General features: G+C 40.0%; 14 protein-coding genes and 1 pseudogene. 1 reads left to right on the top strand and 14 read right to left on the bottom strand.

Translation table 11 applies throughout. From position 1 onward, the window contains the following. Positions 1 to 37: 37 nt before the first annotated feature. The 7 genes and pseudogenes from bioB to EEJ45_RS04035 all read right to left on the bottom strand — a co-directional run bounded on the left by bioB (position 38) and on the right by EEJ45_RS04035 (position 6,765). Positions 38 to 1,033, bottom strand: coding sequence for a biotin synthase BioB (bioB, locus tag EEJ45_RS04065; protein ID WP_124563501.1), 996 nt, complete (start codon positions 1,031 to 1,033; stop codon positions 38 to 40). Beyond that, on the bottom strand, positions 990 to 1,820 hold the full coding sequence (gene bioC / locus EEJ45_RS04060) for a malonyl-ACP O-methyltransferase BioC (RefSeq protein ID WP_124563500.1): 831 nt from the start codon (positions 1,818 to 1,820) through the stop codon (positions 990 to 992). The genes bioB and bioC overlap by 44 nt, the downstream gene beginning before the upstream one ends. Next, the gene (locus EEJ45_RS04055) at positions 1,820 to 2,524 is read right to left on the bottom strand and encodes an alpha/beta fold hydrolase (RefSeq protein WP_124563499.1); all 705 of its coding nucleotides are present in this window, start codon (positions 2,522 to 2,524) and stop codon (positions 1,820 to 1,822) included. The genes bioC and EEJ45_RS04055 overlap by 1 nt, the downstream gene beginning before the upstream one ends. Next, positions 2,521 to 3,690, bottom strand: a complete 1,170-nt coding sequence (gene bioF, locus EEJ45_RS04050; protein WP_124563498.1) for an 8-amino-7-oxononanoate synthase — start codon at positions 3,688 to 3,690, stop codon at positions 2,521 to 2,523. The genes EEJ45_RS04055 and bioF overlap by 4 nt, the downstream gene beginning before the upstream one ends. A 76-nt stretch (positions 3,691 to 3,766) precedes the next feature. Next, positions 3,767 to 4,379: pseudogene (bioD, locus tag EEJ45_RS04045) on the bottom strand (dethiobiotin synthase); the annotation flags it as partial. After that, on the bottom strand, positions 4,376 to 5,788 hold the full coding sequence (bioA, locus tag EEJ45_RS04040) for an adenosylmethionine--8-amino-7-oxononanoate transaminase (protein ID WP_124563558.1): 1,413 nt from the start codon (positions 5,786 to 5,788) through the stop codon (positions 4,376 to 4,378). The gene bioA and the pseudogene bioD, both read right to left, overlap by 4 nt. A gap of 275 nt (positions 5,789 to 6,063) precedes the next feature. After that, the gene (locus EEJ45_RS04035; RefSeq protein WP_124563496.1) at positions 6,064 to 6,765 is read right to left on the bottom strand and encodes a DUF554 domain-containing protein; all 702 of its coding nucleotides are present in this window, start codon (positions 6,763 to 6,765) and stop codon (positions 6,064 to 6,066) included. Positions 6,766 to 7,119: 354 nt separating this feature from the next. On the opposite strand from EEJ45_RS04035, the gene EEJ45_RS04030 reads away from it, so the two are divergent. After that, complete coding sequence (locus EEJ45_RS04030) at positions 7,120 to 7,419, top strand: Na+/H+ antiporter NhaC family protein (protein ID WP_124563495.1); 300 nt, start codon at positions 7,120 to 7,122, stop codon at positions 7,417 to 7,419. Here the strand turns inward: EEJ45_RS04030 and EEJ45_RS04025 are convergent. From EEJ45_RS04025 to argB, 7 genes are all read right to left on the bottom strand, one after another. Beyond that, a complete protein-coding gene (locus EEJ45_RS04025) occupies positions 7,409 to 8,524 on the bottom strand; it encodes a GerAB/ArcD/ProY family transporter (RefSeq protein WP_245999821.1) in 1,116 nt (371 codons plus the stop codon). The genes EEJ45_RS04030 and EEJ45_RS04025 overlap by 11 nt on opposite strands. Positions 8,525 to 8,603: 79 nt before the next feature. Further along, positions 8,604 to 9,176, bottom strand: a complete 573-nt coding sequence (locus EEJ45_RS04020; protein WP_124563493.1) for a class D sortase — start codon at positions 9,174 to 9,176, stop codon at positions 8,604 to 8,606. 62 nt (positions 9,177 to 9,238) lie between these two features. Beyond that, positions 9,239 to 11,428, bottom strand: coding sequence for a bifunctional 2',3'-cyclic-nucleotide 2'-phosphodiesterase/3'-nucleotidase (locus tag EEJ45_RS04015; protein WP_124563557.1), 2,190 nt, complete (start codon positions 11,426 to 11,428; stop codon positions 9,239 to 9,241). Positions 11,429 to 11,714: 286 nt separating this feature from the next. Then, positions 11,715 to 11,873 (bottom strand): hypothetical protein, encoded by a 159-nt coding sequence (locus EEJ45_RS18315; protein ID WP_164464195.1) that lies wholly within the window; start codon positions 11,871 to 11,873, stop codon positions 11,715 to 11,717. A 360-nt stretch (positions 11,874 to 12,233) separates the two neighbouring features. Then, positions 12,234 to 13,178, bottom strand: a complete 945-nt coding sequence (gene argF / locus EEJ45_RS04010) for an ornithine carbamoyltransferase (RefSeq protein WP_124563492.1) — start codon at positions 13,176 to 13,178, stop codon at positions 12,234 to 12,236. 12 nt (positions 13,179 to 13,190) lie between these two features. Beyond that, positions 13,191 to 14,342, bottom strand: coding sequence for an acetylornithine transaminase (locus EEJ45_RS04005; protein ID WP_124563491.1), 1,152 nt, complete (start codon positions 14,340 to 14,342; stop codon positions 13,191 to 13,193). After that, positions 14,342 to 15,103 carry an acetylglutamate kinase gene (gene argB, locus EEJ45_RS04000; protein ID WP_124563490.1) on the bottom strand — a complete coding sequence of 254 codons (762 nt, stop codon included), beginning with the start codon at positions 15,101 to 15,103 and terminating at the stop codon, positions 14,342 to 14,344. Before argB ends, EEJ45_RS04005 begins: the two co-directional genes overlap by 1 nt. Between the last annotated feature and the right edge of the window lie 3 nt (positions 15,104 to 15,106).

The following is a 15,106-nucleotide window of genomic DNA, read 5'->3' as shown; positions in this document are numbered from 1 at the left end:
AAAAAACTTGCGCTTCTAAAAGCGCAAGTTTTTTTATTTATAAGGCACATTCTTCAATTTCAAATCCTAGGTCAGCAATCATATTCCAATCATCTGTAGGTTCTTGTCCTGCGGTTGTTAAGTAGTCTCCTACAAAGATAGAATTGGCCGCAAATAAGCCTAGTGGCTGCACAAAGCGAAGATTCACTTCACGCCCACCTGAAATACGAATTTCCTTAGATGGGTTAACAAAGCGCATCATTGCTAATATTTTCAAGCACATCATTGGCGTCAATTCTTTTTTTCCTTCTAAGGGCGTACCATTGACAGCCACTAAAAAGTTGCAAGGAATTGAGTCGGCATCGAGTCGTTGCAACTCAAATGCAATATCAACACGCTGTTCCTCTGTTTCTCCCATGCCAAAAATTGCGCCGGAACAAGGAGAAATACCTGCTCCTTTCGCTTTCTCTACCGTATCTACACGATCATCATACGTATGTGTAGAACAAATACTTTCATAATTGTTGACATGCGTATTCAGATTATGATTGTAGCGATGTACGCCCGCCTCAGCTAGCCGTTTTGCATGATCTTCGTTTAAAAACCCTAGGCAACAACAAATCTTGAGATCTGTGGTGTCTCTAATTTCTTGTACAGCACTGATTACATGCTCTACTTCTTTATTCGTTGGACGACGTCCAGAGGCAACGATGCAGTATGTACCAGCTTTACGGCGAATAGCTTCCTGCGCGCCCTCCACGATTTTTTCTTTCGTCAGCCATGCGTATTTATCAATGGGGGCCTCGGATACAATCGATTGAGAACAATAACCGCAATCCTCCGGACATAAACCAGACTTTGTATTAATAATCATGTTCAGCTTTACTTTTTTTCCGTAGTAATGATGACGAATAATGTAAGCGGCATTCATAATTTCCAACACTTCTTCATCCGGCGTTTGTAGAATGTGCAGCGCGTCTGCTTTCGTAATTCCTTTTCCTTCAATTACATCATGCGCGAGTTGCTTCCAATTTGTTTTTGTTTCTGTTTCCATTCTTTTTCTCCCCCTTTTTCATAGAACAAATAAATGTATGGTATGTAGCTGGAATGTATCCATAATCCCCAAATTGTTTTTCATACAGCGCTATTACTTGACGGAACAGACTTGGACTTTGCATATACGAGCCCGTATTACTGTTTGTCGCACCTACTTTTCGAACGGAGTGAAAAAATTCATATACAGTTGGAAAGTGTTCTACATAATACGCTTCAGATATACATAAATGGTCGTATGCATCACATAATTCTTTGAGTGCACTTTTGGTAAAAAAACGCTGTCCCATCCGTTTATTTGTAATGCCTTGACAAGCTTGCTCATACACCGTGTGTAACTCATAAAACGTTTTTTCACCGAATGTTGTAAACAGTAAGTTCCCACCTGGACGGAGTACTTCATGAAGACGTAGCAGTGTTTGAGATACATCATTTAACCATTGAAAGGTAGCATTGGAAATAATGAGGTTATATGTAGTATCCAAGCGAAGCTGCTCCACATCCTCACATATAAATGTAACGCGGTTGCTGTTTAAACGTGAACGTGCCATAGCAATCATTTCAGGGGCTAGGTCTACGGCAGTTATGGTAGATTGCGGAAACAACCTCAGCAATTTTTCTGTAACATAACCTGTTCCACAACCGATTTCTAAAATTGAAATCGGCTTACTGTTGACCTGAAGCAGATTAATAAGTGCATCTCCCATTTTCTTCTGTACATTCGCATATTCATCATACGTTGCGGCAGCTTTATTGAAGCGCTTTTTGAGAAGGCTTTTATCAATCATTATGTAACCTCCGCTGCAAATTGTTTAATTAGATCAGCACACTCCCTCGCTTGTGTTATATGAGGTGCATGCCCTACTTCAGGCCACACATACAGCCGTGCACCTGTTTTTTGTTGTATATAATACGCCCCTGCAACTGGACATACATTGTCTGCTTCACCATGCAATAAAAGTAACGGCGTTTGTATTGCATCTAAGGTGTCCCTCATGTCTCTTTCCAATAGGTAAGAAAGACCCACCAATAAAGAATGGACATCATAGTCTTGAAATCTAGCACGCAGGGTCGAAAACGTTTGGTAATAGATACTCTCTTGCTCGGTAAACATGCTTGTATCAAACCTTGCCAGTGTCTTCACTTTGTCAGTCAATATACCGCGCTTCATACGAGTCACAAACGACGCTGGCCATCCTGGATAATCAACCGCCTTAGTAAACCGTGCTGTACCACCTAGAAGAACAATACCTAGCACTTGTTCTTGCTGCGCCACATGAAGCGCAACTAATGCTCCTAGAGACCATCCAATTAAAATAACATTCTCTTCCTCTGCCATTGCTTTTATTACTCTTTGCTCAAATTCATGTACCTCATCCATATGATTCCAATTGATGAAGCGAATTTGATAAGGTGATAGATAGGAACATAGTTCTCCCCAAACAGGCGTATCCATTCCCCAGCCAGGCACCATCAGAAAGGTCGGTCTCATATAAGCACACCATCTTGCCAAAGCACAGCTTTTATTTGTTGAACAGCCCACTTTATTTCTGTAAAAGTATGTTCAGCTGTTACTGTTAAGCGTACGCGGGATGTATGTCCCGGCACTGTTGGCGGGCGAATAGCAATTGCGGCAATACCAGCTTCTTGTAACATATGTGCCCATCGCACAGCCGCTTCATTGCTTCCTGCAATGATAGGCACAATCTGTGTTGTACTAGTCCCAATACAAAAACCAGCTTCGTTTAATTCTTTTCGAAGCAATTCGCTATTAGCAAGAAGTGCTTCTCTACGAACTGTGTCTGTTCTTACAATTTCAATTGCTCGTATAACCGTTCCAACTGCACTTGGCATCATTCCAGTAGTGAAAATGAACGGCCGCATGGTATTCAGTAAATAGTTGATAACCCCTTTACTCCCGGCTAAATATGCACCGCTACAACCGAGTGCCTTACTGCATGTTCCCATGTGCAAATCTATGCTATCTCGAAACACATGCCCAAGACCAGCTCCTTCAGCTCCGTATATGCCACTCGCATGTGCTTCATCAACCATTAAAAAAGCACCGTATTTTTCCTTCAGGTAAACTAAGTCACGTAAAGAAGCCATATCTCCATCCATACTGAATACAGTATCCGTTACAATCAGCTTGCGTTTATTTTCACTGTCTTGCTGCAGCAACTGTTCTAAATGATTCATGTCATTATGATGATAACGTCGATGCTGGGCTCGACTTAACATAATCCCATCTGTAATACTCGCGTGATTCAAACGGTCACTATACACCACGTCGTCTTTACTTAAAAGGGCTGCTAGTGCTCCTACATTCGCCATATATCCACTACCTACTAGTAAAGCGCTTTCAGTTCCTTTCCAAGTCGCAATTGTATGTTCGGCTTCCTCATATAGAGGGTGATTGCCAACAATGAGCCTGGAGGCCGTTGCGCCAGCTCCATATATAGCAGACTCCTGCGCTGCTTCTATTAACCTGTAATCACCAGCAAGTCCAAGATAATTGTTGGACGCTAGATTCAATAGCCTTTTTCCATGCTTGTTGATCCAAGTTTCACAGCCGTTTTCAGTTGTCTGCAATGCTCGGAGCTGTGTTTGCTCATCAAGTTTAATGAGCTTATCCTGCAAGTACTGCGACCAGCTCATGAAAACCACACTCCTAGCTGATCAATATTCACAGCATCTTCGAATTCTTGCAATATCACTTCTCTTTCCGGCGAAGACAACCATGGCAGCATCCCCAATACCGGTACACCACTTAATTCTTCAATCATGCTTCGATTTTCTTCAGCACTGTTTCGCTCTTCTTTATGATGACCTGACAAAATAACACCCGCTACCCTAAGACCATGTGCTGTGGCACATTGAATGGTAAGCGCGGTATGATTAACAGTTCCAAGAGTAGGACGAGCCACGATAAGAACCGGCAGCGCGAGTGCTTTCGCAAAATCCACTACCAGCGCGTCTTTGGTGTACGGAACCAACAGCCCGCCCGCTCCTTCTACAATGGCACCCTCAAAAGAGGCTCTTATATGCTCGTAAGCAGCTTGTACTTGCTTGAGTGAAATTTCTTTCCCTTCATACTTCATTGCCAAACGTGGCGCTACAGGTGTAGTAAAAGAAAAGGGACAAATTTCTTCAACCTCTGTTGTTACACCTGACAGCCATTGCAACCGCTTTGCGTCTCCCTCTGGGTCAGAGGCCAGATGTCCGCTTTGAAGCGGCTTGGAAACACCGATATTTTTTCCTTTTTTTCTAAGTACACCAGCTAGCGCACCTGCCACTACCGTTTTTCCTACCTCTGTATCTGTTGCTGTAACAAACAAGCCACTCATAAGCCCCGCTCCGTCACATCAATAATAGATTCCCATAGAATTTCTAACATTTCGTCCAGCTCAGTCACCGTTGATGCTAACGGCGGCATAAATACAATGACATTCCCAAGGGGACGAAGCAGCATTCCTAATTCTTTGGCGCGGCGGCATGTCTTTACCCCAACTCGTTCCTGCCAGCTGTAAGATTCTGCTGTTACTTTATCCTTTACCAGTTCAATTCCTATCATAAAACCTTTTTGACGTATATTTCCCACATGCTTTAGCTCCGAAAAAACTTGTAGCTTTTTTGTAATATGTATAGATTTTTGCTCTACAGCGTTAAGAAGCCTTTCCTTTTCAAATAGCTCTAGATTGGCCAAAGCAACCGCGCAGCCTAGCGGATTTCCTGTGTAGCTGTGGCCATGAAAGAAGGTTTTTTGCTCTTCATATTCTCCCAAAAACGCATCATAAATTTCATCAGTTGCAACTGTTACTGCAACAGGCAAATAGCCGCCTGTTAGTCCTTTCCCCGCCGTCAATAAATCCGGCGTCACCTTTTCATGCTCACAAGCAAACATCTTGCCTGTTCGCCCAAATCCAGTGGCCACTTCATCTGCAATCAGCAATACATCATAGTGTATGCACAGCTTTCGCAAACCACTTAAATATCCTGGTGGCATCACAATGATACCGCTTGCTCCCTGTACAATTGGTTCTACAATTACACCTGCAATCTCATCACCATAGTTTTGTAATACAGTTTCCATCTCGTCCAAATGCTTTCCTACAATTTCTTCCGGCTTGTATGGTGATCGATACGAATATGGATAAGGTGTTTTAATGGATGGAAACAAAAGCGACCTAAAGGTTTCATGATATAAATCAATTGCACCAACGGATACAGCACCAATTGTATCGCCGTGATAAGCTTCTTTCATCGTAATAAATTTATATTTTTGCGGCTTACCTTTATGTTGCCAGTACTGAACCGCCATTTTAAGCGCAATCTCAACAGCCGTGGCCCCTGAATCAGAATAAAATACTTTTGTTAAGCCTGGTGGCATGATTTCTATTAATTTTTCAGCTAGTAAAATAGCAGGTACGTTTGCCATACCAAGTAACGTAGAATGCGCTACTTGATCTAACTGTGATCGAATTGCATCATCAAGCTCCTTAACACGGTGACCATGAACATTCAGCCAAATAGAGGATACACCGTCCCAATAGCCGTTTCCTTGAACATCATATAATTTTCGCCCTTCTCCCCGTGCAATAATGAGCGGTTCATCTTCCATATAACCTTTCATTTGAGTAAACGGATGCCATACGTACTCTTTGTTTTTTTGCATCAATTGTTCATAGGATAAAGATGTTAAAACTGACAAAATCTCAGCCCCTTTTGTTAACCTTTTATAATAAAAGGTTAACATTTTTACTAAAACCATGTCAATCCATATAATGTTAATTCCCAGACTATAATTTATATAAGGTATTGGTTAATTTCATTGCGTTTTCCACATAAACAGCAGAACGAACAAAAAGATTAGAGTGACTCGTAAGATGTATGTATTCAGACTCGGAACGAGCATCTCTTAAACTGTACATATAGCCCTACATTGTTTATCCCATCCACAAGAATATTGCTTTTTATTTGTGCTTACTCGTTAGCAAAAAAAGATGCCCCGTACTACGGGACACCCTCTTTCTAAAATAAACTAACAATTGTAACTAATAGAATCGCAATGAGCAAACTCGGTAGCATATTCGCCACACGAACCTTCACAACTTCTAACATATTTAAGCCAATGGCCACAATCATAATTCCTCCAACAGCTGTAATCTCCAAAATGATTGCATCCATTAGCACCTCTGGTACAAACGCTTGAATTTGTGTGGCGAATAAGGCAATGAAACCTTGATATAAAATCACAGGAATTGCTGATAGCATAACACCGATACCAAGCGCAGACGTAAAAATAATAGCAGAAATGCCATCAAGCATGGCTTTTGTAAATAAGACAGTATGATCATGGCGTAAACCACTATCTAATGCGCCTACAATCGCCATAGCTCCCACTACATATACAAGCGTTGCTGTGACGAATCCCCGGGCAATACTTCCTTTTTCTTTCGCACCCACGCGCTTTTCAATCCATATACCTAACTTATTTAATTTCTCTTCTAAATTCCACCATTCTCCAATGGCAGAGCCAATGGCAATACTACTAATAACGATAAGAAATTGCTCGCTTTTCAGACCCATTCCGACACCTAAAATGAGAACAGCCAATCCAATTCCTTGCATAACAGTTGCCTTCATTCGCTCTGAAATATTACGTAATACCAATCCGAACAAACTACCAATAATAATTGCAACTCCGTTTACTAATGTTCCGAGCAATGCCACACTTTACATCCCCTTTTCTCAATATTTTCATATCATATTGGTTTTTAACAAAATTTTCAATACAAAATAAAAGATTGACAGCTTAAAAGTTTTTGTGATAGAACTTTTAATAACAAATGAATGAACGAGCGTAGACAGGAATTCAGTAGTGACTCATCTATGACTATAGAGAGCCAATAGTTGGTGCGAATCAGTGCACGATGAAAAACAAATTACACTCCTTGAGTTTTCTTCTTGAGAAACAAAGAATGAATTCTTTCCGTTATCATGTTAAGATGATTTCCATTTGAAATCATAACGTTATGGTGGTGCCGTGATTACTTTCCCCCTGCTTTTAGAGCAGGGGCTTTTTTTATGAGAGGAGAGCGGTGTATATGTGAGCAATACTTATCTATTATATTACCTGGTAAAACGTTTGCAGGTCACTTTGAGCGATTTGGTTTAGCTCGTAAAAACCTATCACACGTTTTCGAAGATGCCGGTACTGTAGTCAACCTACTTGTTCCATGTATATCTGGTATTCTCCAAGTACCAACTGTACAATATGCACCTTTTGTGTTTTTCTGCTTATTATGTCTGGCCCTTGCTATCCTTACAGACTTTACTAACATCGGGATTACACGGATAACGAAGAAAGAACACGCTACGATGTAGCGCGCTCTTTCTTTTGCTTTCTTCTTGCAGCAATCCATGTAGATACAAATAAAATGTAAGGATAGACAAACACGATATAAAAAGCAGTTTTATTAAAATATAGTCCCGCAGTATAGACTTGACTTCTAGTTTGAAACCATAACGTGCACAGAAACAATATAATCGAAACGACATACAGAGCTGTTTTTTGTGACATAGGGATATGTTTTTTAATGCCCTTTGTTAAACCCCACAAATATATTGCAATAATTGGTAGAATCGCTAACATAAATACGCACAGTACTATGACTTGATACTGCTCAAAAAAAGGAAACTTTACTACTTTATACATACTGAGCGTAGGCCATGCAGATTTAATAATTTCCTGTCCACCAAAAAAGCCAATTGCCAAAACAATCAAAAAGAGAAATACTATATTTGTTAGCAATACACCGATTTGTCCGTATTTTTGTGTTTTCTCTTTATTTTGTATATAAGGATAGTAAAAATAAATCCCTTCAAATCCTGCTAGCGAAAGGGACATTTCATACACCGCTTGAAGCATTTTAGAAAACGGCGCTTCAAATAAAGGCAAAAAGTTTTCTATCTCACAATATGGAAAAAGTTGATACAAAACAAATAAGACGGTAGAAGAGAGGATTACACTATAAAAACATAACCCTACAACAACGCGTATTCCTCCTATAATTGTATATATAGACAAAATTATAAGTATACCGCTAACAAACCAGTTTGGAATCTCTGGGAACATATATGTCGTTAAAACCTCAAAGTATGTGACAGTCACCATGAGAACTGAATAACAACAATATAACATAGCTACAAGATTCAAAAAACTACCAAACCATTTACCAAATACCAACCGATGAATATCGTATATATCCTTATCTTTAAAACGCTGAAGGGTGCGAATGATGACAAACATAGTAAGATGCGCATACAGGCCTGCTAATGCCACCGCAAAAATTGCATCTTGCCTAGCGTGTAAATAAACAAACCTTTGGAATACGGCAAGACCAATTCCTGTTTGGGCACCAATAACAGCAAAAATCACCAAGTACGCTTCAAATGTTTTAGCTGCTGGAATCGCTCCTGATTCTTTCATCACATGCCCCTTTTCTCCTTTGTTTATTTCCATTTTGTACATTTTAAGATATAACTATGTATAAAAGCAGTCCATTTTTTCAGGACTGCTTTTCTGAAGGATAAGCATATATGATATATCGGTCAGGAGCTGATCCAATAAATCTAAATGGATAACAAGTAGATAGATTGAGCACCTCGTCCTGTACACTGCCAATAACACTTGTGTCATCAGCAGGTACAATGCGTGCAGTATCCATCTTGTAACGAAACGTTCCATACGGAAGTTCCACAATAAACTCATCACCCTTTTTCAGCTCACCAAACTTTCGAAATACAGTGTCTCGATGACCTGATAACAAAATCTGTTTACCATCACCCGGAAACCCTGTCGTTTTGTAATGACCCACGCCTTTTTTTAAGTCTTCAGGGCTTGTACCTTCTACAATCGGTAATTGTGCATCAATTTTAGGGATACGTAAAATACCGATTGTTTGATTTTCCAGCGGCTGAAAAGTATCTCTAGATACCTTTTCTTTTGTCTCCTTTATTGTTTTTGTAGCTTCTTCCATAGCTTTGTCTTGTTCTTTTACGACATCTGTAATCTCCCATACACTAGACCCTATCAGTACAAGACCCACTAACAATAACAAACCTGCAATGATAGTTCTCATCTAAGCTTCACGCTCCCCTAACAATCCGTAAAAGGTGCAGAGCTCTCTCTGCACCTTTTATATTACTTTTTACGTCTTCTGAGCAATCCAAAGGCTCCGGCTCCAACTGCAACTACACCCGCCGCAAGCATACCAAACATATTTGTAGCTGTATCAGGCAAAGTACCTGTAGATTTTGGTCCTGTAACAGGTGCTGTGACTGGTTTTGCAGGGTCTGTTACTATCGGCGCTGCTCCACTTCCGTCTCTCGGTGTTTCCGTTGTCGGTGGTGTAACTGGTGGCTCACTTGGCTTAGGTGTTTCTTTTGTCAAAGTCAAGGTATATTTTGCAAATCCGTCTACATCTTCACCAATATACGTAACACCTTTTGCAGCACTCAAATACTTTTGTGCGTTCGGAGACGATTGGAAGGTTACTTTCAAATCCGTACCAATTGGAGCAAATGACCAGTTTCCATCCGCCGCCGGATCAATTTTGCCTTTTTTCTTAATATAATCAACGATAATTTGTCTGTTTTCATCTGGCGCTTGTAAAATCAGTTCTGCATTTCTTACACCCGGAAACTTATCTTCGTTTCTAGGATTTCCGGCATTTGCCCCGCGATAGTTATTGGTCGCTACAATAAATTTTTGATCAGCTGTAACAGGTTTGCCGTTAAATGTAAGATTCTTAATACGATTTGCATTCGGGTTAACTGTCTTACCTTTTGTATCATACTTAGCTGGTTGCGTTACATCAATTTCATATTGTACACCATCTAATATATCAAAGTTGTACGTACGGAATTCATTATTAATCAAATTTTGTGGCTCTGCCTTTGTTACATCCAATTGATTAAACTGTCCTGCTGACATTTCCAGCCATTCCTTAACATCTGCACCCGTTAATAATACGGCATTCACCGTATTCGGATATACATATAAATCCGCCATGTTTTTAATTGCAAGCGTTCCGGCAGCGATATCTGTGTAATAATCTGCGCCGTTTCGCCCACCTGCTTTAAATGGTGCTCCTGCTGATAAAACCGGAATATTTCGATATTTAGCATTCTCCGGTTGCTTCAACCATTTTTCTACATATTCTTTTTGCGCATTGGTAACGAGCTGTACAGATGGGTCATCTTGCACAAGGGCAAAATAACTATTGATTGGTGTAGTTGTTTCGCCGACCTTTTCATTTACATAAGCAATTGTACCTTCATGCTCGTCTTTAATAGCATTTAATACGGTCTGATCTGGTGTTTGTGGTGCTGTAGGTGCCGTGATATCACGAAGCTCTGCTTTGGAAGCTGTTTTGTCCACTGTCCATTTACCTTCTACTTGCTTTAACTCTAGATCAATTACACCTAAAGCAGATCCAAAACTACTTGGCATTGTCACGGCTACTCCGTTGATAATTTCTGCTTTTCTATCATGTGAATGTCCGGTTAAAACAGCATCAATTCCAGGTACATTTTGTGCTAAATAAGCAGATACATTTTCTTCGCCTACTTTATAAGTCTTTGGATCTCCCATGCCGGAATGTGAAAGTACAACGATCACATCAGCACCTTCTTGTTTCATTTGTGGAACGAATTTCTTTGCAGATTCTACAATGTCTTTTGCAATGACTTTATCTTGTAAATGCGCTTTGTCCCATTGCATCACTTGCGGAGGAACAAATCCAATTACACCGACCTTAATTGTTTGTTCTTGTCCATTGCTGTCCTTTACTTTCTTTTCCATGATTTTATAAGGAGTAAAATAGTTCTTATCGTTTTCAGGGTTATTATCTTTATCATCAATATATACATTTGCGTTCACTATTGGGAACTCTGCGTTATCACGAGCTTTAGCAAAAAAGTCCAAGCCATAGTTAAATTCATGATTACCTACAGTTGCCGCATCATAATCCAATAAATTCATAACACGATACACCGGATGTATGTAGTTTGGATCGTCCACTTTCTTTTCTTTATAAATGTAATCGCCGAGCGGATTTCCCTGTATTGCATCACCGTTGTCAAATAAAAGCGTATTATCAACTTCTGTGCGTGCTTGCTTAATTAAACTTGCTGTTCTTGCCAGCCCTACTTTCGGATCTTGCTTTGTCTGGTAATAATCATAGTCAGCAAGGTGAACGTGAATATCAGACGTTTCAAGAATACGCAACTTGACCACATTCGTATCTTCTACAGCATAAGAAATAGTCGGCATCATTTGCGGGATGATAACCCCCATAACTAGCGCTGCGCTTGCCACCTTTTTGCTCATTACTTTTTTCAACGTGTGTTCCCCCTTAATAATGTATGTATACATTATTATTGCAATTTTGTATTAAATCAATTTTACAAATAAAACCAATGATTCAACTTATATTTTAGCGAATTTTGTCTATTAAGGTCAATTTAATTTTCTGTAATTATATAAATTTTCTGTAAAATTATATATCTTTTTAAGGTACGTACATTAACAATCATACTTACTGAACTGTGTAGTGTTTCTTTGCGTAATAAAAAAACAAAAAAACCTTATTTCCATAATAAGGTTTTTAATATATCTACGCCTCAAAATAATTACCGTAATATACATTAGAATACGGCCACGTTCGTAAATATGGTTCTCTTAATCCAATGATTTGTCGCATCCTATAACTTTGCGCATTATGCAAAGTTGATGGAAATAAGATTGGATAGTAAAGTTGCCAATATCTTATCATAAACATCCTCCTTAACATATTCTTCTGCTATCTTATGTCTATCGAAAGAAAATGTTGGATTGTACTTTTTATGTTTATGTAAGATGTAGACCTTATCTACATTTTTATAGCATTTGAATAGACTCTTCTCAAGCAAATTGGCAGGCTATGGCGAACTCCCCTCACCTATCGGCTTTTCCGCTTGAAACGGGGGCTTCCTGCTTCATAGACATTTGCCTTTCCTTGCGGGCCGTTCTTACATCTTACCACAGCTTGTGCATAGAGGCGTTTGCATAGAAAGAGACTTGTTCACGATCTTCCTACAGCCTGAACAGTTTTGTGACGTAAGATATCTCAAAAGTTACGAGATACCTTTCTTACTTATTGCAGTAAGCTAACAAGCAACGCCTTTTGTGCATGTAGACGATTTCCAGCTTGTTCAAATACTAGTGAGTGCGGTCCATCAATGATAGCAGCAGTTACTTCTTCTCCGCGATGTGCAGGCAAGCAGTGTAAAAAATGATACGTCTCACTTGCATGTTGCGTTAATTCTTCATTGACTTGATACGGTTGAAACGTAGCTAAGCGTTCAGCCGACTCTTCTTCTTGCCCCATACTGGTCCAGACATCTGTATAAATGAAATCAGCATCTTGAACAGCCAAATGAGGATCATGATGCACTTCAACTATCCCTCCTGTCGAAGCCGCAATACTTTGAGCAGATTGGATAATTGCGTGCTTCGGTAAATGCCCAGCCGGACAAGCTATCGCAATATGCATCCCAACCTTTGCACAAGCAAGCATTAGTGAATGACATACATTATTGCCGTCTCCCACATATGCGAGTTTCACATCTTTAAATGTCCCTTTCACTTCATATATTGTCATTAAATCAGCCAGCGCCTGGCAGGGATGATGGTCATCTGTCAAACCGTTAATAACAGGCACAGTTGCATACTTAGCTAATGTAACCACTGTATCATGACTAAATGTACGAATCATAATGGCATCTACATACTGTGATAATACTTTAGCAGTGTCTTCGATACTTTCACCGCGGCCAAGTTGCAACTCTTTTCCGTTTAAAAACATACCATGGCCACCAAGCTGCACCATGCCAGCTTCAAACGATACACGCGTACGCGTTGAATGTTTATCAAAAATCATACCAAGTATTTTACCTGCTAAAAGAGGGACATTCTGCCCACGCTGATGTTGCGTTTTTAAGGTTATTGCATATTGAATTAACTCCTTTACCTCTAAAGAGCTCATTTCTTCTAATGACAGTACATCTTTTCTCTGTATATTTGAAAGAGATTGCAACATATCATAACCTCCTTATTTTGTACATAGTGCTGCTTGAAACACACGCTCTAGAATAAGAGCGGCTTGTTCTAATTCGTCTATGGTAACAGTTAGAGGCGGTAGTAATCGCAGCACATTTTGTCCTGCCTGTAACACCAACAAACCTTTCTCCTGCGCTTGCTCGATTATGCTATTGACTGCTTCTTCACATACAATACCAATCATTAAACCCTGTCCACGCACTTCCACAATTCCAGGGATATTTTGTAATTTCTTGTGTAGCAAGGAGGAAAAATACAGTCCCTTCTTTGCCACATCTTCTAAAAAGCCATCTTGAAATACCACTTCCATTACAGCCTTCGCCGCTGCCATTGCAATCATATTACCGCCAAACGTAGAACCATGAGAACCAGGTCCAAATGCTGTCACGAGCTTTTGTTTTCCGATCATCGCACCTACAGGTATTCCGTTCCCCAATGCTTTCGCCACTGTAATAATATCCGGTGCAACAGCGGCATGCTCATAGGCAAAAGCTTTTCCTGTACGTCCTATCCCAGTCTGTACTTCATCTACCATAAACAGCGCATTGTGTTTTTTACAAAGTGTCTCTATCGCTTGTAAAAAAGCGATATCCGCAACCATTATCCCCCCCTCACCCTGCACAACTTCAACAAGTACAGCTGCGGTATCATCATCCACAACATTCTGGAGGGCATCTATATCATTAAAAGGTGCATATACAAATGTTTCCAACATAGGGCCGTATCCTTCTTGAATTTTCTCTTGACCAGTTGCACTCATCGTTGCAAAGGTGCGGCCATGAAATGATTGACGAAATGTCACAATTTTTGTTCGCCCTGTATACTTACGCGCTAGTTTAATTGCTGCTTCGTTTGCTTCCGCACCGCTATTACAAAAAAATGCATATGAACCGACGCTTTTAGAAACAAGAAGCTCCGCCACTTCTTCTTGCAACGTATTTTGAAACAAATTGGACACATGCCACACCTTCTGAAGTTGCTCTTGTATTGCACTTTTCACAGCTGGATGACAATGACCCAAATTGCATACCGCAATTCCTGACACAAAATCTAAATATGTCTTACCTTTAGCATCGCGAACAATCGTACCGTTTGCTTCTATAATCTCAAGGTTTCGACGTGCATATGTTGGAAATAAAGTCATTACTTTACACCTACTTTTTTAATAATTTTTGTCCCAGTTATATAACCTGCTTCATCTATAAAGTTTTGTAAACCATTAATAATTATCACCTCATCAACACAATTCAAAGCTGCAAGTGCAGCCTGCACTTTCGGAATCATGCCGCCTGTAATGACACCTGCCTCAATCAATTCCAGCACATACGTTTCTTCTGCTTCTCGCACAAGACGGTTTTGATATAAAATTCCGGGTACATCAGTCACGAATAATAATTGTCGTGCTTGTAAAGCAGCTGCTACTGCAGCTGCAGCGGTATCCCCGTTAATGTTGTATAACTGCCCATCTTTCATACCAATTGGCGCAATGATTGGCACAAATCCTTGTTGCAATAGATGATGAATTAGTTTTCGATTCACACCCTCTACTTCTCCAACAAAACCAAGCTCTTCAACGGGCTCAGCAATCAGAAGATTTCCATCACATCCAGATAACCCCACTGCTTGCAAGCCGTATGCAGAGCAAGTTGCTACTAGATTTTTATTTACAGTACCGCAAAGCTGCATTTGTACGACTTCTAAAACTTCTGCAGTTGTTACGCGTAAACCGGCTTTTTTATGTACAGCAATACCCAGCTTTTTTAGCATCGCATCTATTTCCGGTCCACCTCCATGTACAATAACAACATCACATGTTTTCTGTAATTCTTTTATACTGCTAAAAAATGTTTCTGATAAACGAGAAAGTATACTGCCGCCGCATTTTATTACAATAATATCCTTCAAACT

Source organism: Ectobacillus antri (assembly GCF_003852715.1).
Classification (GTDB): domain Bacteria; phylum Bacillota; class Bacilli; order Bacillales; family Bacillaceae_G; genus Ectobacillus; species Ectobacillus antri.
This window is presented reverse-complemented; position numbering and strand designations above follow the sequence as displayed.